The sequence below is a fragment of the Mesorhizobium sp. M0923 genome, from assembly GCF_040319365.1.
Classification (GTDB): Bacteria; Pseudomonadota; Alphaproteobacteria; order Rhizobiales; family Rhizobiaceae; genus Mesorhizobium.
The window spans coordinates 179,170-203,525 of the sequence record NZ_JAMYNW010000010.1 but is presented as its reverse complement, the minus strand read 5'-3'; the positions used below and the strand labels follow the sequence as shown (position 1 = coordinate 203,525).

Annotated in this window: 28 protein-coding genes; 13 read left to right on the top strand and 15 right to left on the bottom strand. The window is 62.6% G+C overall.

Annotated features, from left to right (window positions below; all coding sequences use genetic code 11):
* The first annotated feature begins 90 nt into the window (after positions 1–90).
* Together NKH89_RS19135 and hutC are read left to right on the top strand one after the other, a co-directional pair.
* Complete coding sequence (locus NKH89_RS19135) at positions 91–1,443, top strand: formimidoylglutamate deiminase (RefSeq protein WP_352481270.1); 1,353 nt, start codon at positions 91–93, stop codon at positions 1,441–1,443.
* Entirely contained in the window at positions 1,440–2,201 is a 762-nt protein-coding gene (gene hutC, locus NKH89_RS19130; RefSeq protein WP_352481271.1) for a histidine utilization transcriptional repressor HutC, read from the top strand. Before NKH89_RS19135 ends, hutC begins: the two co-directional genes overlap by 4 nt.
* A gap of 181 nt (positions 2,202–2,382) precedes the next feature.
* On the opposite strand, the gene NKH89_RS19125 is transcribed toward hutC, so the two are convergent.
* Positions 2,383–2,727, bottom strand: coding sequence for a RidA family protein (locus NKH89_RS19125; RefSeq protein WP_352481272.1), 345 nt, complete (start codon positions 2,725–2,727; stop codon positions 2,383–2,385).
* A 224-nt stretch (positions 2,728–2,951) separates the two neighbouring features.
* On the opposite strand from NKH89_RS19125, the gene aztA reads away from it, so the two are divergent.
* From aztA to NKH89_RS19105, 4 genes are all read left to right on the top strand, one after another.
* Positions 2,952–3,767: a zinc ABC transporter ATP-binding protein AztA gene (gene aztA / locus NKH89_RS19120; RefSeq protein ID WP_352481273.1), complete on the top strand. Its 816-nt coding sequence runs from the start codon at positions 2,952–2,954 to the stop codon at positions 3,765–3,767.
* Positions 3,767–4,642, top strand: coding sequence for a zinc ABC transporter permease AztB (aztB, locus tag NKH89_RS19115; RefSeq protein ID WP_352481316.1), 876 nt, complete (start codon positions 3,767–3,769; stop codon positions 4,640–4,642). The genes aztA and aztB overlap by 1 nt, the downstream gene beginning before the upstream one ends.
* Before the next feature lie 22 nt (positions 4,643–4,664).
* On the top strand, positions 4,665–5,591 hold the full coding sequence (aztC, locus tag NKH89_RS19110; RefSeq protein WP_023717198.1) for a zinc ABC transporter substrate-binding protein AztC: 927 nt from the start codon (positions 4,665–4,667) through the stop codon (positions 5,589–5,591).
* 186 nt (positions 5,592–5,777) lie between these two features.
* Positions 5,778–6,116 carry a protein tyrosine phosphatase family protein gene (locus NKH89_RS19105; protein ID WP_023674411.1) on the top strand — a complete coding sequence of 113 codons (339 nt, stop codon included), beginning with the start codon at positions 5,778–5,780 and terminating at the stop codon, positions 6,114–6,116.
* 12 nt (positions 6,117–6,128) lie between these two features.
* Here NKH89_RS19105 and NKH89_RS19100 read toward each other — a convergent pair whose 3' ends face one another.
* Positions 6,129–6,596 carry an Lrp/AsnC family transcriptional regulator gene (locus tag NKH89_RS19100; RefSeq protein ID WP_352816030.1) on the bottom strand — a complete coding sequence of 156 codons (468 nt, stop codon included), beginning with the start codon at positions 6,594–6,596 and terminating at the stop codon, positions 6,129–6,131.
* A 153-nt stretch (positions 6,597–6,749) separates the two neighbouring features.
* Between NKH89_RS19100 and hppD the strand changes: the two genes are divergently transcribed.
* The 3 genes from hppD to NKH89_RS19085 all read left to right on the top strand — a co-directional run bounded on the left by hppD (position 6,750) and on the right by NKH89_RS19085 (position 8,533).
* Positions 6,750–7,865 (top strand): 4-hydroxyphenylpyruvate dioxygenase, encoded by a 1,116-nt coding sequence (gene hppD, locus NKH89_RS19095; RefSeq protein ID WP_352845177.1) that lies wholly within the window; start codon positions 6,750–6,752, stop codon positions 7,863–7,865.
* 69 nt (positions 7,866–7,934) lie between these two features.
* Positions 7,935–8,159 (top strand): type II toxin-antitoxin system Phd/YefM family antitoxin, encoded by a 225-nt coding sequence (locus tag NKH89_RS19090; protein ID WP_023717195.1) that lies wholly within the window; start codon positions 7,935–7,937, stop codon positions 8,157–8,159.
* The gene (locus NKH89_RS19085) at positions 8,156–8,533 is read left to right on the top strand and encodes a type II toxin-antitoxin system VapC family toxin (RefSeq protein WP_023717194.1); all 378 of its coding nucleotides are present in this window, start codon (positions 8,156–8,158) and stop codon (positions 8,531–8,533) included. Before NKH89_RS19090 ends, NKH89_RS19085 begins: the two co-directional genes overlap by 4 nt.
* On the opposite strand, the gene NKH89_RS19080 is transcribed toward NKH89_RS19085, so the two are convergent.
* Genes NKH89_RS19080 through hmgA form a run of 5 tightly spaced genes read right to left on the bottom strand, consistent with a single transcriptional unit; the run spans position 8,534 to position 12,676 of the window.
* Positions 8,534–9,088, bottom strand: a complete 555-nt coding sequence (locus NKH89_RS19080) for a DinB family protein (protein WP_352909530.1) — start codon at positions 9,086–9,088, stop codon at positions 8,534–8,536.
* A 4-nt stretch (positions 9,089–9,092) separates the two neighbouring features.
* Positions 9,093–9,386, bottom strand: a complete 294-nt coding sequence (locus NKH89_RS19075) for a hypothetical protein (protein WP_352481275.1) — start codon at positions 9,384–9,386, stop codon at positions 9,093–9,095.
* On the bottom strand, positions 9,383–10,405 hold the full coding sequence (locus tag NKH89_RS19070; protein ID WP_023717191.1) for a fumarylacetoacetate hydrolase family protein: 1,023 nt from the start codon (positions 10,403–10,405) through the stop codon (positions 9,383–9,385). The genes NKH89_RS19075 and NKH89_RS19070 overlap by 4 nt, the downstream gene beginning before the upstream one ends.
* A 47-nt stretch (positions 10,406–10,452) precedes the next feature.
* Positions 10,453–11,352 carry an MBL fold metallo-hydrolase gene (locus NKH89_RS19065; RefSeq protein WP_352909529.1) on the bottom strand — a complete coding sequence of 300 codons (900 nt, stop codon included), beginning with the start codon at positions 11,350–11,352 and terminating at the stop codon, positions 10,453–10,455.
* A gap of 10 nt (positions 11,353–11,362) precedes the next feature.
* Positions 11,363–12,676 carry a homogentisate 1,2-dioxygenase gene (hmgA, locus tag NKH89_RS19060; protein WP_352640013.1) on the bottom strand — a complete coding sequence of 438 codons (1,314 nt, stop codon included), beginning with the start codon at positions 12,674–12,676 and terminating at the stop codon, positions 11,363–11,365.
* 137 nt (positions 12,677–12,813) lie between these two features.
* On the opposite strand from hmgA, the gene NKH89_RS19055 reads away from it, so the two are divergent.
* Positions 12,814–13,263 carry a MarR family winged helix-turn-helix transcriptional regulator gene (locus tag NKH89_RS19055; protein ID WP_023717189.1) on the top strand — a complete coding sequence of 150 codons (450 nt, stop codon included), beginning with the start codon at positions 12,814–12,816 and terminating at the stop codon, positions 13,261–13,263.
* 197 nt (positions 13,264–13,460) lie between these two features.
* On the opposite strand, the gene tdh is transcribed toward NKH89_RS19055, so the two are convergent.
* Positions 13,461–14,495, bottom strand: coding sequence for an L-threonine 3-dehydrogenase (gene tdh, locus NKH89_RS19050; protein WP_352909528.1), 1,035 nt, complete (start codon positions 14,493–14,495; stop codon positions 13,461–13,463).
* A 68-nt stretch (positions 14,496–14,563) separates the two neighbouring features.
* On the bottom strand, positions 14,564–15,751 hold the full coding sequence (locus NKH89_RS19045; RefSeq protein ID WP_352548954.1) for a glycine C-acetyltransferase: 1,188 nt from the start codon (positions 15,749–15,751) through the stop codon (positions 14,564–14,566).
* 265 nt (positions 15,752–16,016) lie between these two features.
* Here NKH89_RS19045 and NKH89_RS19040 point away from each other — a divergent pair, with 265 nt between their 5' ends.
* On the top strand, positions 16,017–18,089 hold the full coding sequence (locus tag NKH89_RS19040; protein ID WP_352909526.1) for a putative bifunctional diguanylate cyclase/phosphodiesterase: 2,073 nt from the start codon (positions 16,017–16,019) through the stop codon (positions 18,087–18,089).
* 5 nt (positions 18,090–18,094) lie between these two features.
* Here the strand turns inward: NKH89_RS19040 and NKH89_RS19035 are convergent, their stop codons facing one another.
* Positions 18,095–18,337 (bottom strand): type II toxin-antitoxin system Phd/YefM family antitoxin, encoded by a 243-nt coding sequence (locus NKH89_RS19035; protein WP_023717185.1) that lies wholly within the window; start codon positions 18,335–18,337, stop codon positions 18,095–18,097.
* Between the two features lie 20 nt (positions 18,338–18,357).
* On the bottom strand, positions 18,358–18,786 hold the full coding sequence (locus NKH89_RS19030) for a MarR family winged helix-turn-helix transcriptional regulator (protein WP_023717184.1): 429 nt from the start codon (positions 18,784–18,786) through the stop codon (positions 18,358–18,360).
* A gap of 117 nt (positions 18,787–18,903) precedes the next feature.
* Between NKH89_RS19030 and NKH89_RS19025 the strand changes: the two genes are divergently transcribed.
* Positions 18,904–19,311 carry a hypothetical protein gene (locus tag NKH89_RS19025; RefSeq protein ID WP_023717183.1) on the top strand — a complete coding sequence of 136 codons (408 nt, stop codon included), beginning with the start codon at positions 18,904–18,906 and terminating at the stop codon, positions 19,309–19,311.
* A gap of 141 nt (positions 19,312–19,452) precedes the next feature.
* Here the strand turns inward: NKH89_RS19025 and NKH89_RS19020 are convergent, their stop codons facing one another.
* Positions 19,453–21,498: an oxidoreductase gene (locus NKH89_RS19020; protein WP_352481281.1), complete on the bottom strand. Its 2,046-nt coding sequence runs from the start codon at positions 21,496–21,498 to the stop codon at positions 19,453–19,455.
* A gap of 114 nt (positions 21,499–21,612) precedes the next feature.
* Between NKH89_RS19020 and queF the strand changes: the two genes are divergently transcribed.
* Positions 21,613–22,074 (top strand): preQ(1) synthase, encoded by a 462-nt coding sequence (queF, locus tag NKH89_RS19015; protein WP_023717181.1) that lies wholly within the window; start codon positions 21,613–21,615, stop codon positions 22,072–22,074.
* Positions 22,075–22,103: 29 nt separating this feature from the next.
* Here the strand turns inward: queF and NKH89_RS19010 are convergent, their stop codons facing one another.
* The 3 genes from NKH89_RS19010 to NKH89_RS19000 are packed head-to-tail and all read right to left on the bottom strand — an operon-like array spanning position 22,104 to position 24,338.
* Complete coding sequence (locus NKH89_RS19010; protein ID WP_023717180.1) at positions 22,104–23,288, bottom strand: mandelate racemase/muconate lactonizing enzyme family protein; 1,185 nt, start codon at positions 23,286–23,288, stop codon at positions 22,104–22,106.
* An 11-nt stretch (positions 23,289–23,299) separates the two neighbouring features.
* Complete coding sequence (locus tag NKH89_RS19005; RefSeq protein WP_051409602.1) at positions 23,300–23,854, bottom strand: hypothetical protein; 555 nt, start codon at positions 23,852–23,854, stop codon at positions 23,300–23,302.
* A gap of 4 nt (positions 23,855–23,858) precedes the next feature.
* Positions 23,859–24,338 carry a DUF3828 domain-containing protein gene (locus NKH89_RS19000; protein WP_023717178.1) on the bottom strand — a complete coding sequence of 160 codons (480 nt, stop codon included), beginning with the start codon at positions 24,336–24,338 and terminating at the stop codon, positions 23,859–23,861.
* Between the last annotated feature and the right edge of the window lie 18 nt (positions 24,339–24,356).

Genomic DNA, 24,356 nt, shown 5'->3' with positions numbered 1-24,356 from the left:
CCGTTTCAATCGGGAGTTATTATGTATATACATATCAAAAGGCACTGCAAGCGCTATCATCACATGGCCAACCGGGATTTGGAGAAAGACGTGACGGCGATTTTTGCGGAACAGGCACTTCTGCCCGACGGCTGGCGCAGCGATGTGCGGATCGTAGTCTCCGACGGCAAGATCGCAACGGTCGAGGCGGATACCTCGCCTCTGCCTGGCGACGAGCGCCATTCTATCCTTTTGTCCGGCATGCCGAACCTGCACAGCCATGCCTTCCAGCGCGGCATGGCCGGCCTTGCCGAATTGCGCGGCCCTTCCGCCGACAGTTTCTGGAGCTGGCGCGAGGTGATGTATCGTTTCGCGCTGTCGATGACGCCGGACCAGGTCGAGGCGGTCGCGGCGCAACTCTATGTCGAGATGCTGGAGGCCGGGTTCTCGCGCGTCGGCGAGTTTCACTATTTACACCACGACCGCGACGGGCGGCCCTATGCCAATATCGCCGAGATTGCGGAGCGCATCGTTGCCGCAGCGTCCGAGACAGGCATCGGGCTGACTTTGCTGCCCGTCTTCTACGCGCATTCCTCTTTCAACCGCGCTGCGCCAAATGAAGGCCAGCGGCGATTCATCAACGATGTGAACCAGTTCTCGCGGCTTGTTGAGAAAAGCCGCGAATCCCTTCGCGCGTCGACTCAGGCTGTCGTCGGCGTGGCCCCACACAGCCTGCGTGCCGTGGCACCCGAGGAACTGGAAAACATCACGGCGATGGCGCCGGAGGGGCCGATCCACATCCACATCGCCGAGCAGATGAAGGAGGTCGAGGACTGCCTTGCCTGGTCCGGGGCGCGGCCGGTCGAATGGCTGCTTGCCAATGCCAAGGTCGACCAGCGCTGGTGCCTCATCCACGCCACCCACATGACCGACACCGAGACGACCGATATGGCGAAAAGCGGCGCCGTTGCCGGCCTCTGCCCGATCACCGAGGCCAATCTCGGCGACGGCACCTTTGCCGCGCCCCTTTTTATGCAGCATGGCGGCCGCTTCGGCATCGGCTCGGATTCCAACGTGCTGATCGGCCTGCCCGACGAGTTGCGCCAGCTCGAATATTCGCAGCGCCTCGCCCACCGCGCCCGCAACGTGCTGGCGGTGGCCGGCGGATCGACCGGTCGCGCGTTGTTCGATGCGGCGCTCGAGGGTGGCAGTTCCGCGCTGGGCGCCGGCGCCTCGCGGATCACTGCCGGTGCCTCGGCCGATCTCGTCTCGCTCGACGGCAAGCATCCATCGTTGGCGGGCAAGGCAGGTGATGCGATCCTCGACGCCTGGATTTTTGCCAACGGCACCAAGATCGATTGCGTCTGGGTGCATGGCAGGAAACTGGTCAGCGACGGCAGGCATGCAAGACGCGATGCCATTGCCGAGCGCTTCCGCAAGGTGATGACGGCGCTTTCGGCATGAGCATGATCGAGGCGATAAGCGCGGATTCTGGAAGCGCGGACGGCGGCGAGGCCCTTTCGCTACACCGGCGCATCCTGTCGGACATCAGCGAACGGATCCTGTCCGGCGCCTGGGCGCCCGGCCACCGCATTCCGTTCGAGCATGAACTGACGGAAGAATACAGATGTTCGCGCATGACGGTGAACAAGGCGCTGTCGCAATTGGCCAAGGCCGGGCTGATCGAGCGCCGGCGTCGCTCCGGCAGTTTTGTCCGCCGGCCGCAATCGCAGGCGGCCGTTCTCGAAATCCACGACATCCGAATCGAGGTCGAGGCACTTGGCCTGCCCTACCGCTACGAGCGCGTGGCGGGAAGCAGAAGGCGCAGCAGTGCCGACGATCGCGCCCTGCTGGAACTCGACGTCGCCGGGCCGGTGCTGGCGCTGGAATGCCGGCATTTCGCCGGCAACCGGCCGTTCGCCCACGAGCAGCGGCTGATCAACCTGGCTGCCGTGCCGGAGGCCGCCGAAGAGGCGTTTTTCGACACGGCGCCCGGTCCGTGGCTGATCGGCCGTGTGCCATGGAGTGCGGCCGAGCATCGCATCCGCGCGGTTGCAGCCGACAAGCATATCGCGGCGGCTCTCGACATCGCGACCGGCGCGCCGTGCCTGGTGATCGAGCGGCGGACATGGAGCGCCGAGCACCCCGTCACCCATGTCCGGTTCACCTACGCGGCCGAGAGCCACACGCTGGTGGCGCGGTTCACGCCGTCGCAGGGGTGAGCATTTCAACTGAGGGTCAGACCCCCTCACCCGGATTGCCGACCGAATTGCGAAGAGCATTCGGGGCAATCCGACCTCTCCCCGAGGGGAGAGGAGATCGCTGGTGCCAGCGCCAGTCTCTTCTTCCTCGGGGAGAAGGTGGCCGCGAAGCGGCCGGATGAGGGGGAACCTACGGAGCTGCTCAAATCGCCGCGGTGACAATGATCTCGACCAGATATTCCGGTCCGGCAAGCTTGGCCTCGCCGGTGGCGCGGGCCGGCGTGTTGCCCTGCGGTACCCATTTGTCCCACTCGGCGTTCATCTCGGCAAAGGTGCTCATGTCGGCCAGCCAGATGATCGCCTGCAGGATCTTGGTCTTGTCGGTGCCGGCCTTGGCCAGCAATTCGTCGATCGCCGCCAGAATGTCTTTTGTCTGGGCGCCGACGTTTCCACCCGGCTTGCCGACCTGACCGGCCAGATAGACGGTGTTGCCGTGGATGACGATCTGGCTCATGCGCGGGCCCACATCGATGCGACGAATGCTCATTGGGTATTCCTTCTCTTGTCCGGCTTTCTCTTGTCGGCTGCGCCTGTTTAGGATCGCTGCTGGCTTCGAGCAAGGCCGCTCGAGCGGAACCTCTTGAGCCAAGCCAAAGCGGACAACATGACGGCCCGGCCGCAATTCCGCCCGATTGGCTTGTTGACTAATGTAATAACATCACATATCGAATCCGCCCCTGCAGCACCGATCGTCGCCCCATGGATCGTCACATGAGCCAAACCTGCCTGACCTTCCGCGACCTGACGCTGGGCTATAACAGCCATCCTGCGATCCACCACCTCAATGGTACGATCCGCAAGGGGTCCTTGACGGCGGTCGTCGGCGCCAACGGCTCCGGCAAGTCGACGCTGATGAAGGGCATCGTTGGCGTCCTGAAGCCGATGGCCGGCGCGGTGATCCGGGCGCCCGGCGTGCGCGCCGCCTACCTGCCGCAGCAGTCCGAGCTCGACCGCTCCTTTCCGGCCCGGGTCGTCGACCTGGTTTCGCTTGGCCTGTGGCCGCGGCGTGGCATGCTCGGCCGCTATACCAGGGAAGATCGCGACTCGGTCAGCAAGGCGCTGATGGCCGTCGGCCTCGGCGGTTTCGAGAAGCGGCCGATCGACACGTTGTCGGGCGGCCAGCTGCAGCGCACGCTGTTTGCCCGCGTGCTGTTGCAGGATGCCGAGCTCATCCTGCTCGATGAGCCGTTCAATGCCGTCGACACGAAGACCGTCGGCGACCTGATCGCACTGATCAAGCGCTGGCATGGCGAGGAGCGTACGATCATGGTGGTCGTCCACGATCTCGACCTAGTGCGGCAGAATTTCCCCGAAACACTGCTCCTGGCGCGCCAGCCGGTCGCCTGGGGCGAGACCAGAGAGACGCTGCGGCCGGAGAATTTGTTGCGCGCGCGCCGCTTCCACGAAGCCTGGGAGGACAACGCGCCATGGTGCGAGCCTGGCGAGCATGATCACAGTGTGCACGATCACAGCAGCCACGAGCATAGCCATGACCATCATCACGGCTCCGGGCCGAGGGCGGCATGATGGACGTGCTTTACGGTCTTTTCGTCGCCCCGTTTGCCGACTACGCCTTCATGCAGCGGGCGCTCGCCGGTTCGATGATGCTGTCGCTCGGCGCCTGCCCGGTCGGCGTGTTCCTGATGCTGCGGCGCATGAGCCTGTCCGGCGACGCCATGGCCCATGCCATCCTGCCGGGTGCTGCCGCCGGCTTCCTGTTTTATGGCCTGGAGATCCTGCCGATGACCATCGGCGGACTGATCGCCGGCATCATCGTGGCGCTCGGCGCCGGCGCCGTCTCGCGCTTCACCATCCAGCGCGAGGACGCCTCGATGGCGGCCTTCTATCTGATTTCGCTGGCGATCGGCGTGCTTATGGTGTCGATCCGCGGCTCCAGCGTCGATCTCATGCATGTGCTTTTCGGCACCGTGCTGGCGCTGAACAACGAGGCGCTGACGCTGATCGGCGGCATCGTCGTGGTGACGCTGGTCAGCCTCGCCATCTTCTGGCGAGCGCTGGTCGCCGAATGCCTCGACCCCTTGTTCCTGCGCTCGGTCAGCCGGATGGGCAGCCCGGTGCATTTCATCTTTCTCGGCCTCGTCGTGCTCAACCTCGTCGGCGGCTTCCAGGCGCTCGGCACCTTGCTGTCGGTCGGGCTGATGATGCTGCCGGCAGCGGCGGCCCGCTTCTGGACCTCGCGCGTCGAGCCGATGTGCGTGCTGGCGACAGTGATCGGCTTTGCCTCTTGCATTGCCGGGCTGCTGTTGTCCTATCATGCGTCGCTGCCCTCCGGCCCGGCCATCATCCTGTCCGCCGGCGTCGTCTATTTCGCCTCGATCCTGTTCGGGACGCGCGGCATCCTGCGCGCCCGCATCATCCATCACCGCCACAGAACTGCCTGATCCCAACGAAGGAGACTTGTCCATGCTGAAATCGATCCGCGCCGCTTTGGCCGTGAGCGTTATAACATTAACCGCCTTTGGCGCATCTTCGGCTTTCGCGGAGCCGTTGAAAGTGGTCGCCAGTTTCACCATCATCGGAGACTTCGCCAAGAATGTCGGCGGCGACCGGATCGATCTGACCACCATCGTCGGGCCGAACGGGGATGCGCATGTCTACGAGCCGAGCCCAGCCGATGCGGTGGCGATGGCCAAGGCCGACATCGTGCTGGTCAACGGCCTGCATTTCGAAGGTTTTCTGCAGCGCCTGGTCGACGCCAGCGCAACCAAGGCGACCGTCGCCGTGCTGACCAAGGGCGTCACGCCGATCAATTTCAAGCCCGAATTCGCCGAGGCCGACGCCCACGCCGATGGTGAGACGGCAACCGATCCGCACGCCTTCCAGTCGATCGCCAATGCCAAGATCTATGTGAAGAACATCGCCGACGCCTTCTGCACGGCCGACGCTGCGGGTTGCGACAGCTACAAGGCCAATGCAGCCGCCTATACGCAAAAGCTCGATGCGCTCGAGGGCGAGGTACAGGCAGCGATCCAGTCGATCCCGCAAGAGAAGCGCGTCGTCATCACCTCGCATGATGCCTTCGGCTATTTCGAGCAGGCCTACGGCTTGACGTTCCTGGCCCCGGAAGGCGTGTCGACCGAGTCGGAGCCCTCCGCCGCCGACGTCGCCAAGCTGGTCAGCCAGGTGAAACAGGACAAGGCGGCGGCGATCTTCGTCGAGAACATCACCAATCCGCGGCTGATCGAGCAGATCGCCAGCGAGACCGGCATCAAGGTGGGCGGCACGCTCTATTCCGATGCGCTCTCACAGCCCGACGGCCCGGCCTCGACCTATATCGACCTGATGCACAACAACATCGCCCAGATCAAAGGCGCGATCCTCGGCAGCTGAGCCGACCGATCCGGTTCATCCAGCCGGGCTGGCGCATGATGCGTCCTGGCGACATGCGGCGTTAGCCCGGCTGGATTTCCGGCATCGAAATCTCTATCTGCGCGGATGGATTTCTTTTCGCGCGGATTGCCGACCGGGTCAGGGAGTGGCAAGACTGCCGCTAACCAGATTGCGAGGACCCCAGCCATGGAATACCGTCAGATCAGCGAGGACTATTCGGTCTCGGGCCAGATCCAGCCCGAGGATGTCGCGACCATCAAGGCCGCCGGCTTCAAGAGCGTGATCTGCAACCGGCCGGACGACGAGCAGCCCGGCCAGCCATCGGCCGACACCGTCAAGGCGGCGGTCGAGGGCGCCGGGCTCGCCTTCCGCTACATCCCCGTCATCAGCGGCCAGATCACGGCCGAGAATGTCGAGGACCAGGCTGAGGCGCTCGACGAACTCGAAGGCCCGGTGTTCGCCTATTGCCGGTCCGGCGCCCGCTGCACCAATCTCTATGGGCTGATCCAGCAGTCGAAGGGGTGAACGTTCGCGCCCTCAGATCGGCAGCGCGCCGGTCTCCTTCAACGTCTCCAGCACGATCGCCGTCTTCACATGCTGAACCGATTCGTGCGGGAGAAGCACGCTGTTGACGAATTCCGACAGCGACTTCAGGTCCGGCGTCACCACTTTCAATATATAATCCATCTCGCCGGTCAGCGCGTGCGCTTCCTGCACTTGCGGCAGCCGCGCCACCAATTCGCCGAAACGCCGCGCATTGTCGCGGTTGTGGGTGGCGAGCGTCACCGAAATGACGTTGACCAGGGAAAAGCCGAGCTTGTCGCGGTCGAGCACCGCCCGGTAGCCCTTGATATAACCGTCTTCCTCCAGCCGCTGGCGACGGCGCGAGCATTGCGACGCGGACAGGTTCACCCGTTCCGACAAATCGTTGTTGGTCAGCCGTGCATCGCCCTGCAGCAGAGCCATTATCTTGCGGTCAAACTGGTCGATGCGCGCGTCATCCATGAATATCCGCTCCGCAGTGCACAACTCGCGCATGATAAGACCATTTCAAGCGTTTGAATGCAAGCAATTTGCACTCGCTCCGCGCTATGATTGGGCTCAGATATGGCCGATGCGACCAATGCCAGATTTCGGGCCAGATTTCGGAGCAATGCCATGGGTCCCTTCCCGCACGACGCACCGCCCGCCAAGATCAGCAAAACCAATCCCGCCGGCACCGACGGCTTCGAATTCGTCGAATTCGCGCATGCCGAGCCGGAAAAGCTCGCCGAGCTTTTCACCCGCATGGGCTACGTGCCGGTGGCCAAGCACCGCAGCAAGGACATCACCGTCTGGCGGCAGGGCGACATCAATTATGTCGTCAATGCCGAACCCGGCTCGCATGCGATGAAATTCGTCGACAAGCACGGCCCTTGCGCCGCCTCGATGGCGTGGCGGGTGGTCGATGCCAGGCATGCCTTCGACCACGCCGTGGCCAAGGGCGCGACGCCCTATGAAGGCGCCGAGAAGGCGCTTGACGTGCCGGCGATCGTCGGTATCGGCGGATCGCTGCTCTATTTCATCGAAACCTATGGCGAGAAGGGCTCGGCTTACGACGCCGAGTTCGACTGGCTGGGCGAGCGCGATCCCAGGCCGGAAGGCGTCGGCTTCTATTATCTCGACCACCTGACCCACAATGTCTATCGCGGCCAGATGGACAAATGGTGGGATTTCTACCGCGACCTGTTCGGCTTCAAGCAGATCCATTTCTTCGACATCGACGGCAAGATCACCGGCCTGGTCAGCCGCGCCATCACCTCGCCCTGCGGCAAGATCCGCATCCCGCTCAACGAGTCCAAGGACGAGACCAGCCAGATCGCCGAATATCTGAAGAAGTACAATGGCGAGGGCATCCAGCACATCGCCGTCGGCACCGACGACATTTACGGCGCCACCGACAGGCTGGCCGCCAACGGCCTGAAGTTCATGCCGGGCCCGCCCGAGACCTATTACGACATGTCTTATGCCCGCGTGAACGGCCATGAAGAGCCGATCGAGCGCATGAAAAGGCACGGCATCCTGATCGACGGCGAAGGCGTCGTCGACGGCGGCACGACCAAGATCCTGCTGCAGATTTTTTCAAAGACTGTGATCGGGCCGATCTTCTTCGAGTTTATCCAGAGGAAGGGCGACGAAGGTTTTGGCGAGGGCAATTTCCGCGCTCTGTTCGAATCCATCGAGCAGGACCAGATCAAGCGCGGCGTGCTGAAGGTGGACGGCAAGGCAGCGTAGCCAGTTCGGCCGAGGTGCCTTGTGGTTTGATCAGTTATGACCTAAATTCTGGTCATAAAGGATCGAGTCATGAATGTTTCCATTGCCGAAGCCAAGGCCAAATTGTCGGAACTCGTCAGCCGTGCGGAAGCCGGCGAGGAGATCGTGCTCACACGCCACGGCAAGGTGGCGGCGCGTATCGTACCTCCGGCAGTGGCCGAATCCCTGCCGCGTATCGGCGCATTGAAGGGCAAGATCTGGATTGCGGACGATTTTGATGAACTCGGTCCCGAGTGGGATGAGTACGTGAAATGACGGTCGGCCCGTTTCTCGCCGACACACACATCATCCTCTGGTCGATTTCGGACGATCGGCGTCTCAGCGAGCACCACCGCGCTATTCTGGCTTCGGAAGCGGTGGTGTTCGCGAGCGCGGCTAGCGTCTGGGAAATTGCCATCAAACGCTCGATCAGAAAACTCGATGCGCCGGACGACCTGCCAACGCTGCTTCCAAGGATGCAATTTCAGCCGCTCGCCGTAACCTTCCAGCACGCAAACGCCGTCGGCAGCCTACCCCACCACCATGGTGATCCGTTCGACAGACTTCTGATTGCGCAGGCGCAAATGGAGAATCTCACCATCCTTACATCCGACCCGCATTTCGCCAGTTACGATGTGGCTTTGGCATAATTAGCCAAGCAGTTGGTCTCGCAGTCCCAGCCGCTCGACTTCGGCTTTCCTCAACTTAACATCGTAATCGAGGAAGAACTCGTCGAGTTGTGGCGGTTTCACCGAGGTGCCAGACAGCATCGCGTGCACCTGGCCGCGATGATGGATGTCGTGGATGAAGAGATGGGCGAGCAAATCGCCGATCCGCTCCGGTATCATGCCGTCCTCGCGCCGATCAGTGACGACGCGGCGTTCGAGATCGTCCGCCGACAGGCGGTCGCAAAAAGCGATCAGCCGCCGGTCGGCCTCCGCCCGCTTGCCAAAGGGCGTGTCCGCTTCGTCGAAGCGCAAGAACTCATCATAGGCCGCGGCGCCGACGCCGCCCTCTTCGAGAAAATCGAGATAGAGGTGATCGACCGCCAGAATGTGGTTCAGCGTTGCCTTGATCGACGGGAAGAAGCTGGTTCGCTCGGCTTCGAATTCACCAGGCTTAAGCTGCAGTACGGCGCCATAAAGCCGGTCGTTCGACCAGAGATTGTTGCGCGCCATGCGGCGGAAATGGTTCAGCAGGTCCATGACTTCACGCAGCTGACCGGACCAACGACAAGCCTGCCCCCATTAGCAGGAATCCAGCGAGAACAATCAGCAGCAGCCCGATCATGCGCCGCCGCATGCCTTGCGTTTCCTGGTCACGCGCGACGTTCGTGTTGGTGACGGTGTGAAACATCATCGCCTTGCGCGGAAAGCCGCTGCGGTTGGTCAGGCCGGGCGAGCGCGCCTCGATGCGATAGCTCAGCCGGATCGCCGGGATGAAGATCGCCAGCATGACAAGGGCCCAGACACCGCACAGGAGATAGAATGTCTCGCCTGTCATTCTCTTGCCCCCTCGTATTTCTCGACCTTCTGCTCGATGGCGCCGAAGATCGAATGCCCGCCCCTGTCCTTCATCTCGATGCGCACGGTATCGCCAAAGCGCAGAAACGGCGTCTTCGGTTCGCCGGCTTCGATGGTCTCGATCATACGCAACTCGGCGATACAGGAATAGCCGGCGCCGCCCGCCGAGACAGGCTTGCCCGGCCCGCCATCGAGCTTGTTGGAGACGGTGCCCGAACCGACGATGGTGCCGGCGGCCAGCGGCCGCGTTTTTGCGGCATGGGCAATCAGCGCCGGAAAGTCGAAGGTCATGTCGATGCCGGCGTTCGCCCGGCCGAACGGTTTGCCGTTGAGATCGACCAGCAGCGGCAGGCTGACCTTGCCGCCGTCCCAGGCATCGCCCAGTTCGTCCGGCGTCACCGCAACCGGCGAAAAGGCTGATGACGGTTTCGACTGGAAGAAGCCGAACCCCTTGGCAAGCTCGGGTCCGGTCAGGCCGCGCAGCGTCACGTCGTTGACCAGCATGACCAGCCGGATCGCTGCCCGCGCCTCGTCGAGGCCAGCGCCCATCGGCACGTCGTCGACAATGACGGCGACCTCGCCTTCCAGGTCGATGCCAAGGGTCTCGTCGATCATGCGGATTGGGTCGCGCGGTGCGAGGAAGGCGTCCGAACCGCCCTGGTAGATCAGCGGATCGGTCCAGAAGCTTGCCGGCATCTCGGCGCCGCGCGCCTTCCGCACCAGCTCGACATGGTTCACATAGGCCGAGCCGTCGGCCCATTGGTAGGCGCGCGGCAGCGGCGAATGGGCGTCGTGCTCGTGAAAGCGAGCCGACGGCACCGCATTGTTCTCCAGCGATTCGGCCATGGCGGTGAGATGCGGCGCGATCCGACGCCAGTCATCGAGCGCGGCCTGCAGCGTCCGCACCAGGAACGACGCATCGGTAAACCGCGTCAGGTCGCGCGAGACGACGACGAGTTTTCCGTCGCGCGTCCCGTCCTTCAAGGTGGCAAGCTTCATGCGGTTTCCTCTCCTGGCGCAGCTTTGGTGCTGCTTTGATTTTTGTTCTACGCATGATCTCGTCCGAAAACCGGTTCCCACTTTTCGGGATCATGCTCCAGCCCCACAACAAGGCCGTCGCGGGCGATCGTCAAGTCGCCGGCCCATGTTTTCCTGACGGCGGCGATCCAGTCGGCCTCGCCGATCTCGGGATCGTCGGCGGGAATGAGGTGGTTGAGGACCAGCCTTTTGACGCCTGCATCACTGGCGATGCGGCCCGCTTCCTCGGCAAAGCTGTGGCTGGCAAGCAGGTGTTCCCTCAGTCTTGCACCGTTGCCGGTCTTCGCGACCAACCTCTCGATGCCCTCTTCCAGCATGGCCTCGTGGACCAGGACGTCGGCGCCTTCGGCGAAATCCGACAATGGCGGAAAGAACGCCGTATCGGACGAGAAGACGATGCTTTGCCCGGCTTGCTCGAAGCGCAGCGCAAAGCAGTCCGTCACCGGCGGGTGGTCGACACGCAAGGCCGATATTTTGAGACCGCGCTCTTCCGCCACCTGGCCTTCACCAAACTCGACAATCGAGACCAGGTCGCGGAGATCCGGCCGCCCTTCGTCGGCGATGCGGATCTCGATGTCGAACTCCATCGCCTGGCAAAAGCGCTGCCAATAGTAGCCGATGCCGGGCGGGCCGAATACGGTGACCTTTGTCCCCAGGCCGGCCGTCCATGCGGTGTGGATCAACGGTCCGAGTTCCAGCACATGGTCTGAATGCAAATGCGTGATGAAGATCAGGTCAAGCGCCTTCAGACTGACGCCGGCATCGGTCAGCCCGCGCGTTACGCCCAGCCCGCAATCGACGACGAGGGTGCGGCCGCCAATCTCCAGCAGCGATGAACTCGGCCACGGTCCGCCCGGCCGGAGCGCCGGACCACCCTTCGAGCCAAGAAGCACCAGACGATCCATCATGCGACGGCGCTCAAGACCAGTCGCCCTCGGGCGTGCCGTTGAAGCGTTTCTTCAGATCGGCCCAGCAGTCGATATAATTGTCCTGCCGGGTTTCGAGCTCGGCGCCATAGCGGGTCACCATCTGCGGGAAGCGTGTCTCGAACATGAAGGCCATGGTGTTGGCGAGCTTGACCGGTTTCAGCTCCGCGCGCGAGGCCTTTTCGAAGCCAGGCGCATCGGGTCCGTGGGCCAGCATCATGTTGTGCAGGCTGATGCCGCCGGGCACAAAGCCCTCTTCCTTGGCATCGTACTGACCATGGATCAGGCCCATGAACTCGCTCATGATGTTGCGGTGATACCACGGCGGGCGGAACGTATTTTCGGCAACCAGCCAGCGCGGCGGAAAGATGACGAAATCGATATTGGCAGTGCCTTCCTCGCCGCTCGGCGCGGTCAGCACGGTGAAGATCGATGGGTCGGGATGATCGAACAGGATCGCGCCGACGGGGGAAAACGTCGCAAGATCATATTTGTAGGGTGAATAGTTGCCGTGCCACGCCACCACATCGAGCGGTGAATGATCGATCTCGGTGACATGGAACTGGCCACACCATTTCACGATCAGCCGACAGGGCGTGTCCTTATCCTCGAACCAGGCGCAGGGCGTCTTGAAATCGCGCGGATTGGCCAGGCAATTGGCGCCGATCGGGCCGCGATCCGGCAGCGTCAGCTTGGCGCCGTAATTCTCGCAGACATAGCCGCGCACTTCGGCATCCAACAGTTCGACCTTGAACACCAGGCCACGCGGCAGCACGGCGATCTCGCCTGGCGTGAGTTCGATGACGCCCATCTCGGTGATCAAGCGCAAGGCTCCAACCTGGGGCACGACCAGCAACTCGCCGTCGGCGTTGAAGAAATGGTCGTCGGCCATCGAACGGTTGGCGACATAGACATGTGCCGCCATGCCGGTCTGGCCGAGCACGTCGCCGGCGGTGGTGATCGAGCGCATGCCGGCGATGAAGTCTGTCGGCTCTTTCGGCATCGGCACGGGGCTCCAGCGATACTGGCCGAGAGCGAGCTGGTGGTCGCCGACGTTCGGCGCGCTTTTCCACAGCGGATAGTTCGCCGCTTTGAAGCGACCGGTATGCCTGACGCTCGGCCTTATCCGATAAAGCCAGGAGCGCTCATTGGTGCCGCGCGGCGCAGTGAAAGGAGAGCCCGAAAGCTGCTCGGCGTAGAGGCCGTAGGCCGGCCGCTGCGGCGAGTTGCGTCCTTGCGGCAGCGAGCCCGGCAAAGTCTCGGTCTCGAAGTCGTTGCCGAAACCCGGCATGTAGGAATAGGCCATGGCATCCTCCCTGGATACTGACAGAGCGCGCTCCTCGCCTCCGATGGCTGCGGCACTCAAGCATTGACCAAACTGGTTTCATCTGTAACCATTGAAAATGTAACTATCAACCACGGCGTCTGCCGGGATACAAAATCATGGACGTCCTGGAACTCGAAAGCTTCCTGCCCTACCGGCTCTACCGTCTCGCCGATGCCGTCAGCCGGGAATTCTCCAGGATATACAAGGACCGTCACGGCCTGACCCGACCCGAATGGCGCACGCTGGCCGGGCTCGGCCAGCACGGCACCATGACCGCGACGGAACTCGGCGAGCAGTCGGCCATGCACAAGACCAAGGTTTCGCGAGCCGTCGCCGAGCTCGAACGGCGCCGCTGGCTCACTCGCACACCGGATGGAAAAGACAGGCGGGTCGAGCATCTGACGCTGACCCGAGCTGGCCTTGTCGCCTATCGCGAGATGGTGCCGCTGGCTAAAGCGTTCGAGCTGGAATTGCTTGCGAGGCTGAGCACGGAACAGCGAGCGGCCGTTGTCAGCGGAGTGGCGGCCCTGGAGATGGCGTTGCCGGATCGACGAAAGGAGCTGTGAAAGCTGCTACGCAGCGATCGTTCACACCCCCTCTGTCCTGCCGGACATCTCCCCCTCAAGGGGGAGATTGGACGTCGCTTCGGCTTTCGCCAATCTCCAAAGAAGAGCGATGTCGGCGAAGCTGCCAATCTCCCCCCTTGAGGGGGAGATGGCCGGCTGGCCAGAGGGGGGTGCTGTCCCGCCAACATTTCTGATCGCTACCAGTCCATCACCACCTTGCCGGAATTGCCGCTCTTCATCGCTTCGAAGCCGGAAATATAGTCGTCGATGCCGATGCGGTGGGTGATCAGGCCGCTGACATCGAGAGGACCCTGCACCAGCGCGATCATCTTGTACCAGGTCTCGAACATCTCGCGGCCGTAGATGCCCTTCAGGTGCAGCATCTTGAAGATGACCTTGTTCCAGTCGATTTCGAAGCCGGTCGGCGCGATGCCGAGAATGGCGATCTTGCCGCCATTGTTCATGGTGTCGATCATGTCGCGGAAGGCAGGCGCGGCACCCGACATTTCGAGGCCGACGTCAAAACCCTCGGTCATGCCGAGCGCCGGCATGACGTCGCGCAGCTTTTCCTTCGATGCGTCGACGACATGCTGAACGCCAAGCTTTTTCGCCAGTGCCAGGCGCACCGGGTTGATATCGGTGATGACCACTTTTCGCGCGCCGACGCACTGCGCCACCAGTGCACCCATGATGCCGATAGGCCCGGCGCCGGTGACCAGCACGTCCTCGCCGACGAGATCAAAGGACAATGCGGTGTGAACAGCATTGCCTAAGGGATCGAAGATCGCCGCGATCTCATCCGGCACGTCGTCGGGGATCGGCACCACATTGTGCTGCGGGATCGCCAGGTATTCGCCAAAGGCGCCCGGCCTGTTGACGCCGACACCAAGCGTGTTGCGGCACAGATGCCCCCTGCCCGCCCGGCAGTTGCGGCAATGGCCGCAGACGATATGGCCCTCGCCGGAAACGCGCTGGCCGAGTTTGTACTCGGTCACCGCCGCACCGAAATCGGCGACGGTTCCGACAAATTCGTGGCCGGTAACCATCGGCACCGGCACGGTCTTTTGCGCCCACTGGTCCCAATTATAGATGTGGACGTCGGTGCCGCAGATCGCCGTCTTCCTGATCTTGATCAGCACGTCGTTGGGGCCGATCTCCGGCACCGGCACTTCTTCCATCCAGATGCCCGGCTCGGCCTTGGCCTTGACCAGCGCCTTCATCATGTTCGACATTCTTTTGTTCCCCAGAACCTTAGTCGCTTGAACCTCTTGATCCGGAATCGCTTTTCGGTTCCGGCCGTTCAGGAAATCACGCCGAGTTCCCGACCGACTGCGGCGAACGCCTCAACCGCGCGATCGATGTCTGCGCTGGAATGGGCGGCCGACATCTGCGTGCGGATGCGCGCCTGGCCCTTCGGCACCACCGGGAACGAGAAGCCGATGACATAGATGCCGCGCTTCAGCATCCGCGCCGCCATCTCCTGCGCCAGCGTCGCATCGCCAAGCATCACGGGGATGATCGGGTGGTCAGCGCCGGCCAGGGTGAAGCCGAGCTTGCCCATCTCGGACCGGAAATGCCCGGCATTGTCGTAGAGCCTCTTCCGCAATCCATCCCCGACTTTGATCAGTTCGAAGACCTTTATCGAGGCGCCGGCGATCGCCGGCATCAGCGTGTTGGAAAAAAGATAGGGCCGCGAGCGCTGGCGCAGCCAGTCGACCACCGGCTTCCTGCCCGACGTGTAGCCGCCCGACGCTCCGCCCAATGCCTTGCCGAGCGTACCGGTGATGATGTCCACCCTGCCCTCGACGCCACAATGTTCGGCCGAGCCACGGCCATTCCTGCCGACGAAACCAACTGCATGGCTGTCGTCGACCATCACCATCGCATCGTATTTGTCGGCGAGGTCGCAGACGCCCTTCAGATTGGCGATGGTGCCATCCATCGAGAACACGCCGTCGGTGGCGATCAGCCGGAACCGGCAGTCGCTCGCGTCTTTCAACCGCGCCTCCAGATCGGCCATGTCGTTGTTGGCGTAGCGGAAGCGCTTTGCCTTCGACAGCCGCACGCCGTCGATGATCGAGGCGTGGTTCAGCGCATCGGAGATGACCGCATCCTCCTCGCCGAGCAGCGTCTCGAACAGGCCGCCATTAGCATCGAAGCAGGAGCCGTAGAGGATAGTGTCCTCCATGCCGAGGAAATCAGAAATGGTCGCCTCGAGCTGCTTGTGTTCTTCCTGCGTGCCGCAGATGAAGCGCACCGACGCCATGCCGTAGCCGTAACGGTCGAGCGCCTGCTTGGCTGCTTCCCGCAGTTCGGCGCTGTCGGCGAGGCCGAGATAATTATTGGCGCAGAAATTCAGCACCTTCTCGCCGCCCACCTCGATCTCGGCCGATTGGGTCGAGGTTATCACCCGCTCGGATTTGTAGAGACCTGCCGATTTCAGTCCTTCAAGCTCGCTGTCGATGTGGGAAAGGAATGCTTCGGTCATGATCAGGCCCTGTTGAGATCGATGAGGACTGTCGCGCCGCGCGGACGAAAAATCCATCGCAAAAGCGACCGCTTCGGTGGCGGCAATGGCACGGCAGAGGCCACGATGTTCAAATGCAGAGGCGCCGCGAAAGATTGCAATAACCACTTTGCGGGTTTCCCGCCACGGTCGTCGCCGCCGGCCTGTTGCCATCCCAAAGCTGTTAACACTTTGAAGCCAAAGGTTGTCGCACAAGAATTCGTTGGCGAGAGGGCCGACTCGGAAAATGTCGCAGCAGCCGGTGCACGCCGTTTCGGGCAGGCTTATACTCCTGATCAAGTCCGGCTACTGGCTGGCTCTGCTGATCATAGCCGCCATGGTAGTGGCGTCCTTCATCCTGCTGCAACAGGTGATGGCGACCCAACGGCACAATCAGGCGCTGCTCGATATCGTCAGCACACAAAAAGCCCTGTCGCAGCGCATCGTCTTCCTTGCCGGCGCAACAGGCAGCGCCTCGCGCGATCAACAGCACGCCCTGGTTAGCGCGCTCAAGCAAGCGACAGTGGAGTTCGAGAAGAACTACGATCTGCTGCTCGAGCGGACCGCCGCCGATCCGGTGTCGCCGGCAAGATTCGATCCGAAATCGATCGAGAGCGTGCTTTTCGCCAAGCCGTACCATCTCGACTATTTCTCGGTCGGGCTGATCGCCAATGGCGAGCGCCTGATCTCTTCATTCGAATCGCGGCTCAACACGACAGGCAGCGGCGGCTACAAGGGCGGAGAGGAGCGCGTTAATCTGGACGCTTCCGTTGCCAACGCAACTTTGTCGGGCTACGCAGCACTCGGCCAGCGCATCAGCGCCTACGCGGACCAGCGCTCCGAAAGGCTCCTCGATCTTCACCGCACATTGTTCTACTCGACCATCGGCGTCATGCTGCTGGTGGCACTTTTCATTTTTCGGCCGATGTCGAATGCCATCTTGCGCCGGACGCGCGAGCTGGTCGATGCACGCAATTCCATGGCCTTCATTGCCGTGCATGATGGGCTGACCGGCCTGCACAACCGTACCTTCCTGACCGACCATTTCGATACGTTCATCAGTGGTGCGCAGCGAAGGCGTGAGCGGGTCGCCGTAGTGCAGTTCGACCTCGACCGGTTCAAGCAGATCAACGACACGCTCGGCCATGCCGCCGGCGATTATGTGCTGGTGGTGGCCGCGCAGCGCATGCGCGATTCCTGCCGGACGTCGGATCTCAACGTGCGTCTCGGCGGCGACGAATTCGTTGTCGTCCTCAACGACGCCGGCAGCACCGCGGACATCGATATCGTCGCCAGACGCATGCTGGCCAAACTCAATGAGCCGGTCATCTTCCAAGGCACGACGATCCATCCAGGCGTAAGTGCCGGGATTGCGGTCTACCCCGTCGACGCCGACAATGCGCAGGACCTGCTCGTCCATGCCGATCTGGCACTCTATTCAGCCAAGAGGCAGGGCGGCGGCAGTTTGTCGTTCTTCTCCGATGAGCTGAGGCGCGAACTTGATAATCGCAAGCAGCTCGAACTCGACATCAGGATCGCCATCTCTGAGAAGGCGTTCGAAGTCTATTTCCAGCCGCAGGTGTCGCTGTCGGATGGCGCTATCAGTGGCATCGAGGCTTTGGTTCGCTGGAGGCATGCCGAGCGCGGCATGATCGCGCCGGGCGAGTTCATTCCGATCGCAGAAAAATGTGGCTTGATGCCCGAGATCGGCCGCATCGTTATTGCCAAGGCGATCGACGAAGCAGCCGAATGGAACTGCGCAGGCATCGCCTTCGGACGGATCGCCGTCAATGTATCCGGTTCGGAGCTGCGCGAGACAGATTTCGAAGTCTTCCTGTTCGGGGCGCTGGAGAGGGCTGGCCTGCCCGCGCACAAACTATCGCTGGAGATCGTCGAATCCGTTATTCTCGATGACGAGAAGACCGGTATCGCGGCAAAGCTGCGGCACATCCGCGCCGCCGGCATCCATCTTGAGCTCGATGATTTCGGCACCGGCTACGCATCGCTCAGCCATGTCAATCCAAACGAGATCGACCGGCTGAAGATCGATCGCCGTTTCGTCCAGAACATCAACGAGAACAGCGGCAACACCAAGATCGTGCGTGCCCTCACCGAGCTCGCCCGCGGTCTCGGCATCTCGATCGTCGCCGAGGGCGCCGAAACCGAAGCCGAGCTCGACTCGCTGATGGCGATCGGCTGCGACCAGGTGCAAGGCTATTCCATCGCTTTCCCGATGCCACCGGACAGGGTGCGCGAATGGCTGGTAGCCCGGGCGCCCAAGAAGGCCAGGCTGACGGTGCTGCAGGGCAGCCGGGCGTAGATCCGTCATGGTTCGGGCTTGCGAACCGACCTGATGAGCCGAGGCGGAAGGTCATCCTCATCACCGGGAAATGCTGCCAGCAATTGTCCAATGTTGGGCACACGCGCCAGTTTTTCGTAGTCCTGAAATGACAAAATGACCGCCTGCTTGCGGCCGCGCCGCGTGATGGCCGCCGGTTCTCCCGCGACGACCTGATCGAGCAGCGCCGAGAGTGTAGTCCTGGCATCCTTCAGCGAAATTTCGCGCATAGCGTTTTCCTAGCCTAATTCTAACCTTCGACATTGGCCCGCAGCGCGGCCAGCACCTGTGCAAACTCCGCCAACCTGTCGTCGGATAATCCCTTCCGCAGCCGCTTGTCGAAGGCTAACGCGGCGGTGCGCAATTTCAGGAACAGCGCTTCTCCGGCTTGGGTCAGCTCCACCTGGTGAACCCGGCGATTTTCGGGATCGCGGCGCCGTATCAGCAGGCCTTGCGTCTCCATGGCGTTGAGATGATGGGTCAGTGTTGCGCCCCGAATACCGATCATGCCGGCGAGCTCGCGTTGGTTGGCCAGCTCCCGCGACTTGACCGACAGCAAAGTCACCCAGACCGGCAGCGTGCCCCCCGCCTCGACCAGGGCAGCGTCGAAAGCCTGCGCGACCAGCTTGGCGGTGCGGGCGAGATTCATCCCGATCGGCGGGCGGTCAAAGGGCGTCATGATCCGACACTAGAACAAGGGCAAAGCCTATGGAACCGGCTCGAGCTTATGCGTTGACATCTAATCATTTGATATCTATCCATATGGTTAGCGGTGGGCAAGAGAGGAAATGCGGTCATGCAATATGTCTACATCATCGTCCTCGGCCTTCACGTCATGGCGGGTGTGTTCTGGGCCGGCACCACCATCGCGGTTGCCCGCGAACCGGAGATCCGGGCGGAACGTTTCTTCCGGCCGCAAATGGGCGCGGCCGGCGTGGTTTTCCTCACGGGTTTGCTGCTCTGGTATTTCTTCCACAACGGCTCCTTCGGCTCGATGGAGAAGGTCCTGGCGCTGGGCATCTTGACTGCCTTGATTGCCGCCGGGGTCCAGGGCGCACTGGTGGGTTCCGCCAGCAGGCAGTTGGCCGGCGCTGATGCGGCGACGCAAACCCAGTTGCGCGCGAAGATGACAAAAGGCGAACGCATCGCCGGCGGGCTGCTGGTCATCACCGTGTTCTGCATGGCTACCGCCAGGATGTTTTGAGCGGCCTGCCGCAATCGCAAGATCGTACGGTGTCCGGCCGCAAGCCGGCGGCGTGCGCGGCGCGCAGAACGAGCCGAAGTACCGTGGTGGCTCTCCGTACGGAGGTTCGGCTGCGCGCCACCAATCAATCCAAAATATTCCTCAGATTCGCAAGCCGAACCTGATGCCGTCATAGATGGCGGCGTGGATGTTGCGCGAGGCTACTGCATCGCCGATGCGGAAGAGCACGAAACCGGCGTGAGGATTGCGCACGGGAAAGATGTCGCCGCCATTGACCAGCTTTTCGTAGTCGATCGCGCCGGCGTTCTTCGACAGCGGCTTCAGCGCCAGATAGAGATCGTCGAGCGGCAGCGTGCCGTGCTCGACCACCACCTGGTCGACGCGGCGCTCTCCGCGCCAGCCATCAGCGAAGTCGGAGGCGAGCTCGGCGATCAGCTGGTTGCCCTCGCGCCGCACCGAACGCAGCCGTGTGTTGATGGTCACCGTGACACCCTTTTCCTGGAAGGCGCGCATGTAAGGCACATGGTTCATGCCGCCCATTTCCGGCGCGAAGAAGCGCTCTGGTGAAACCAGCTCCAGCCTGGCGCCGCTGTTGGCGATCAGTTCGGCAGCACCCATGCCCTGATGGCCGCCATTGTCGTCATAGAGCAGCACGTTCTCGGCCGGCTTGACGCTGCCGGCCATGATGTCCCAGCTCGAGGTGACGAGATCGTCGCCCGCAGTCAGAGGCGGGTTCTGCGGCAGGCCGCCGGTGGCGATCACCACCACGTCCGGCGACAGCGCCAGCACGTCGTCCTTCTCCGCCCAGGTGTCGTAGCGGATCTCGACGCCGAGCCGGTCCAGCTCGGCCAACCGCCAGTCGATGATGCCGATCAATTCCTTGCGGCGCGGGTTCTGCGTTGCCAGCCGCACTTGGCCGCCGGCCTGGCTCGATGCTTCCAGCACCGTTACCTGGTGCCCGCGCTCGGCGGCGACCCGCGCTGCCTCCAGCCCGCCGGCGCCGGCGCCGACCACGACCACCTTTCGCTTCGGTCCCTCGGTTTTCGGGATGATATGCGGGATATCAGCCTCGCGGCCCGTTGCCGCATTGTGGATGCACAGCGCCTCACCGCCCTCATAGATGCGGTCGAGGCAGTAGGTTGCACCGACGCAAGGACGTATCTCGTGCTCGCGGCCCTCCATCACTTTTTTGACGATGTGCGGGTCGGCGATATGGGCGCGCGTCATGCCGACCATGTCGAGCTTGCCGGTGGCGATGGCGTAACGCGCGGTGGCGACGTCGGAAATCCGCGCAGCATGGAAGGTCGGGAATTTCGTCGCCGCCCTCACCTCGCCGGCGAAGTCGAGATGCGGCGACGACCGCATGCCGGTCACCGGAATGACTTTTGTCAGCGCGGCATCAGTCTCGATCGAGCCACGGATGATGTTGAGGAAATCGACCTTGCCGGAGCCGGCCAGCCGCCTGGCGATTTCGACGCCTTCCTGTTTCGACAGGCCTTTCTCGAAATCCTCGTCGGCGACCATGCGGATGCCGACGACGAACTTTTCGCCGACCGCGGCACGCACCGCATCGAGCACCATTCCGGTGAAGCGCAGCCGGTTGTCGAGCGAGCCGCCGAAATCGTCGTCGCGCTGGTTGGTGGCCGGCGACCAGAAGCCGTCCATCAGGTGGCCGTAGGCCTCGAATTCGATGCCGTCGAGGCCGGCAGCCTGGCAGCGCTGGGCGGCCGCCGCGTAGTCGGCGACGATGCGCTCGATATCCCAGTCCTCGATAATCTTGGGAAAGGCGCGATGCGCCGGTTCGCGCACCGGCGAAGCCGACAGCACCGGCAGCCAGTCGGCCTTGTTCCAGCCGGTGCGGCGGCCGAGATGGGTGATCTGGATCATCACCTTGCAGTCATGCTCGTGGCAGGCATCGGTAAGCTCGGCGAGCCACGGCACGATGCGGTCGTCATAGACATGCAGATTGCCGAAGGCGGCCGGGCTGTCGCGCGAGACGATCGCCGAGCCGGCGGTCATGGTCAGCGCCATGCCGCCCTTAGCCTTTTCGGCATGGTAGAGCCGGTACCGCTCCTTTGGCATGCCGTCCTCAGAATAGGCCGGCTCATGGCTGGTCGACATCACCCGGTTCTTCAGCGTCAGATGCTTGAGCTGATAGGGCTGGAGGAGCGGGTCGTTGCTAGTCATCGTCTTCCTGCTGTTTCAAATTGTGCTAATGAGCGGCAAATTTTTGTTTTTACGCATGTCGCTATCCCAAAATCGCTGCGCAGTTTTGGGCGACATGCAGCAAGGAACCTGCTCATGACCGATACGAAAAACCTCACCCAGCTCGGCACCAACGTCGAGGCGCCACAGAGCCCTGAAGCGGCAGTCCTGGAAACCGTGCCATTTTCGCGCGGCGACGGCCCGCCGGCCATCGTTCGCTTCACCTGCCCGGAATTCACTTCGCTCTGCCCGGTCACCGGCCAGCCGGACTTCGCCCATATCGTCGTCGACTACGCACCCGATGCGCTGCTGGTGGAATCGAAGTCGCTCAAGCTGTTCATGACCTCGTTTCGCAACCATGGCGCGTTCCACGAAGAATGCACCGTCATGATCGGCCGCCGCATCATCGCCGCGACCAAGCCATTGTGGTTGCGCATCGGCGGCTACTGGTATCCGCGCGGCGGCATTCCGATCGACGTGTTCTGGCAGACGGGCGCCCCGCCGGAAGGTGTGTGGCTGCCCGACACCGGCGTCGCCCCCTATCGCGGGCGCGGGTGAGCCTGAGTTTCTGAGGAAAATACGTTGCATCAGTTGAGCGGGAGCCGCCGGTAGCGGCCGGGATTGTTCGGGTCGCTGAAATGGCCCATCGGCCCGTGTTCGGCGAAGTGGCCCGCCCAGCGTTTCATCGCAGCCGGATCGAGTTCGACGCCCAGCCCGTCACCCTCCGGCACGCGCACCGTATTGCCCGTCTGGCGGAAAGGACCGTCCTTGATGACATCGCCGATCTGCCAGCGAAACAGCGACTGCGATGCTTCGGTGATCCACGGTGTCGCCGCCACGACGTGCAGATAAGCCGATGTCATGATGCCGAGATCGTTCGAATAGCACCAGAACCCCTTGCCCATCGCCTCACAGGCGGCGATGAATTTCAGAGTTTTCGACAATCCGCCGAGTGCTGCGAAATTGCAGACGAAGTAATCCGGCGCACCGAGCGCGACTGCCCGTCTGAGATCCGGGATGTGCGTGGAGAACGGAATGCGCGAATGCTGGCGCAGCGCTGCCATCTCCTCGAAGGTCGCGACCGGATCCTCGTAATTGCGGATGTTGAACGGCTCGATCTCGCGCAGTACCCAGCGTGCTGTGGTCAGCGACCACTGCATGTTGGAATCGAGTTTGATCTGCGCCTTATCGCCAAGCGCCTCGCGCAGCATGCGCACTGTCCTGATCTCGAGCTCGGGATCGCCCATGATCAGCTTGCCCTCGAAGATCGTCGAGCCGTGCTGTTCTCGCATGCCGAGACAATAGTCGACGATCGCTTCGGCGGTCATCTCGCCGCCGGCTCCGCCTTGAGCGGGGCGAAAGGCGAAATATTCCGAAAACGGAATGTCCTTGCGCACCGCGCCGCCGAGCAGCTTATAGAGCGGCATGCCGAAGACCTTGCCTCTTATATCCCAGAGCGCCAGTTCGATGGCGCCGAACGCCACCGTGGCTGCGTTCTCGCCGGTGTTGGCGGTGATCTGCCAGGGCGGCACACAGCGCGCCTCGCAGTCGGCGATGTCGAGCGGATCGGCGCCAATCAGCGCCGGCGCGATCTCGGCCTTGATCACCTCGCCGAAATGCCACCATGGCGCCTCGCCCAGTCCGACCACGCCTTCGTCCGTCTCGACCTCGATGATCGATTTCGAGGCGCCGCCGTAGAGACCAGCCGTCCACCAGAACGGAGCATCGAGCGGGACGTTGACGTGGGTGACGCGGATGTTGCTGATCTTCATCGGTTCCGTTCTCACTCACACTGGTATTGGCTGAGCGCCCATTCGCCTGTCACCGAGAGCAGGTCCGATATCTTCCAGTCGCCGTCGACCTTTTTGAGCTTCCATTCCAGCCGGTGCGGATTGCCGGAGGCGACGAAAGCGACAACGACCTTGGCCTGGTCGCCCTTGACCGCTTCGATGGTCTTCAGGCTCTTGTCGATCTCCGCCTCGTCGTATTCGGCATTGTCGAGCGCCATGTTGGGATCGAGGCACTCGCCCTGCCCCGACTTCCGCAGCGCGTCGCTCTTGTCCAGCACCGACTTTGCCGGATCGGTGAAATGGCCCCGCTGAGCCGGATCGACCTCGAGCCTGGCATGCTCGTAGAACGGCTTCACCACCGCCGTCGGCGAGCCCGGCTGCACGGGTGCGGCCGGTGCGTTTTCTGCCGGCGACTCTGCCGGCGGAGGTGCCGCGTTGTCGGCCGGCGCGTCTGCGGGCGGCGCGCCCAACAGGCCCTGAGCGGCGGCGCTGCTCAATCCGGCCAGCAGGCACGCAGTCGCCAGAACCCAGGGACGGCAGCGGAGCACGGCATCACTCCGGGGTCTGCCCGGCCAGACATTCGAGCGCACTCAGCGTCCAGCCGCTGGTCTTCGAGGTGATGTCGGCGACCTTCCACTGGCCATCGATCTTCCTGAGTGACCAGACCATTTCGCGTTTGGAATCATCGCCTTCCGGGAAAAGGCTGAACGTCGCCGTCACCTCGGCGCTGTCGCCATCCAGCGTTTCGGCCAGCGTCAGCGTCTTGGCCACGGTCTTCTCGTCATAGTCCTGCGCATCGAGACCAGGGGCGAAGTCGATGCAGGGAACTTCATCCGGATGGTTCTTTGCCGCGTTGTCGTTCAGTTCGAACAGTTTCGTCACCGGCGCGGTGAAGCGGTCGCGATATTGCGCATCGGCCTCGAATTTGACCGACGGGACATAGAAAAACTTCACGGCGTTGGCAGCAGGGCCGGCAAACGCGGCCGCCGGCAAGGCCATCGAAAGCGCGGCAACAAAAAGTGGCAGTTTCATGCGTGTCCCCGATTGTTC

What these genes read in the sequence shown, in the direction of transcription:
- hutC (WP_352481271.1), top strand. Translation starts at nt 1,440, where the DNA reads ATGAGCATGATCGAGGCGATAAGCGCGGATTCTGGAAGCGCGGACGGC.
- NKH89_RS19125 (WP_352481272.1), bottom strand. Translation starts at nt 2,727, where the DNA reads ATGAGCATTCGTCGCATCGATGTGGGCCCGCGCATGAGCCAGATCGTC.
- aztA (WP_352481273.1), top strand. Translation starts at nt 2,952, where the DNA reads ATGAGCCAAACCTGCCTGACCTTCCGCGACCTGACGCTGGGCTATAAC.
- aztB (WP_352481316.1), top strand. Translation starts at nt 3,767, where the DNA reads ATGGACGTGCTTTACGGTCTTTTCGTCGCCCCGTTTGCCGACTACGCC.
- aztC (WP_023717198.1), top strand. Translation starts at nt 4,665, where the DNA reads ATGCTGAAATCGATCCGCGCCGCTTTGGCCGTGAGCGTTATAACATTA.
- NKH89_RS19105 (WP_023674411.1), top strand. Translation starts at nt 5,778, where the DNA reads ATGGAATACCGTCAGATCAGCGAGGACTATTCGGTCTCGGGCCAGATC.
- NKH89_RS19100 (WP_352816030.1), bottom strand. Translation starts at nt 6,596, where the DNA reads ATGGATGACGCGCGCATCGACCAGTTTGACCGCAAGATAATGGCTCTG.
- hppD (WP_352845177.1), top strand. Translation starts at nt 6,750, where the DNA reads ATGGGTCCCTTCCCGCACGACGCACCGCCCGCCAAGATCAGCAAAACC.
- NKH89_RS19090 (WP_023717195.1), top strand. Translation starts at nt 7,935, where the DNA reads ATGAATGTTTCCATTGCCGAAGCCAAGGCCAAATTGTCGGAACTCGTC.
- NKH89_RS19085 (WP_023717194.1), top strand. Translation starts at nt 8,156, where the DNA reads ATGACGGTCGGCCCGTTTCTCGCCGACACACACATCATCCTCTGGTCG.
- NKH89_RS19080 (WP_352909530.1), bottom strand. Translation starts at nt 9,088, where the DNA reads ATGGACCTGCTGAACCATTTCCGCCGCATGGCGCGCAACAATCTCTGG.
- NKH89_RS19075 (WP_352481275.1), bottom strand. Translation starts at nt 9,386, where the DNA reads ATGACAGGCGAGACATTCTATCTCCTGTGCGGTGTCTGGGCCCTTGTC.
- NKH89_RS19070 (WP_023717191.1), bottom strand. Translation starts at nt 10,405, where the DNA reads ATGAAGCTTGCCACCTTGAAGGACGGGACGCGCGACGGAAAACTCGTC.
- NKH89_RS19065 (WP_352909529.1), bottom strand. Translation starts at nt 11,352, where the DNA reads ATGATGGATCGTCTGGTGCTTCTTGGCTCGAAGGGTGGTCCGGCGCTC.
- hmgA (WP_352640013.1), bottom strand. Translation starts at nt 12,676, where the DNA reads ATGGCCTATTCCTACATGCCGGGTTTCGGCAACGACTTCGAGACCGAG.
- NKH89_RS19055 (WP_023717189.1), top strand. Translation starts at nt 12,814, where the DNA reads ATGGACGTCCTGGAACTCGAAAGCTTCCTGCCCTACCGGCTCTACCGT.
- tdh (WP_352909528.1), bottom strand. Translation starts at nt 14,495, where the DNA reads ATGTCGAACATGATGAAGGCGCTGGTCAAGGCCAAGGCCGAGCCGGGC.
- NKH89_RS19045 (WP_352548954.1), bottom strand. Translation starts at nt 15,751, where the DNA reads ATGACCGAAGCATTCCTTTCCCACATCGACAGCGAGCTTGAAGGACTG.
- NKH89_RS19040 (WP_352909526.1), top strand. Translation starts at nt 16,017, where the DNA reads ATGTCGCAGCAGCCGGTGCACGCCGTTTCGGGCAGGCTTATACTCCTG.
- NKH89_RS19035 (WP_023717185.1), bottom strand. Translation starts at nt 18,337, where the DNA reads ATGCGCGAAATTTCGCTGAAGGATGCCAGGACTACACTCTCGGCGCTG.
- NKH89_RS19030 (WP_023717184.1), bottom strand. Translation starts at nt 18,786, where the DNA reads ATGACGCCCTTTGACCGCCCGCCGATCGGGATGAATCTCGCCCGCACC.
- NKH89_RS19025 (WP_023717183.1), top strand. Translation starts at nt 18,904, where the DNA reads ATGCAATATGTCTACATCATCGTCCTCGGCCTTCACGTCATGGCGGGT.
- NKH89_RS19020 (WP_352481281.1), bottom strand. Translation starts at nt 21,498, where the DNA reads ATGACTAGCAACGACCCGCTCCTCCAGCCCTATCAGCTCAAGCATCTG.
- queF (WP_023717181.1), top strand. Translation starts at nt 21,613, where the DNA reads ATGACCGATACGAAAAACCTCACCCAGCTCGGCACCAACGTCGAGGCG.
- NKH89_RS19010 (WP_023717180.1), bottom strand. Translation starts at nt 23,288, where the DNA reads ATGAAGATCAGCAACATCCGCGTCACCCACGTCAACGTCCCGCTCGAT.
- NKH89_RS19000 (WP_023717178.1), bottom strand. Translation starts at nt 24,338, where the DNA reads ATGAAACTGCCACTTTTTGTTGCCGCGCTTTCGATGGCCTTGCCGGCG.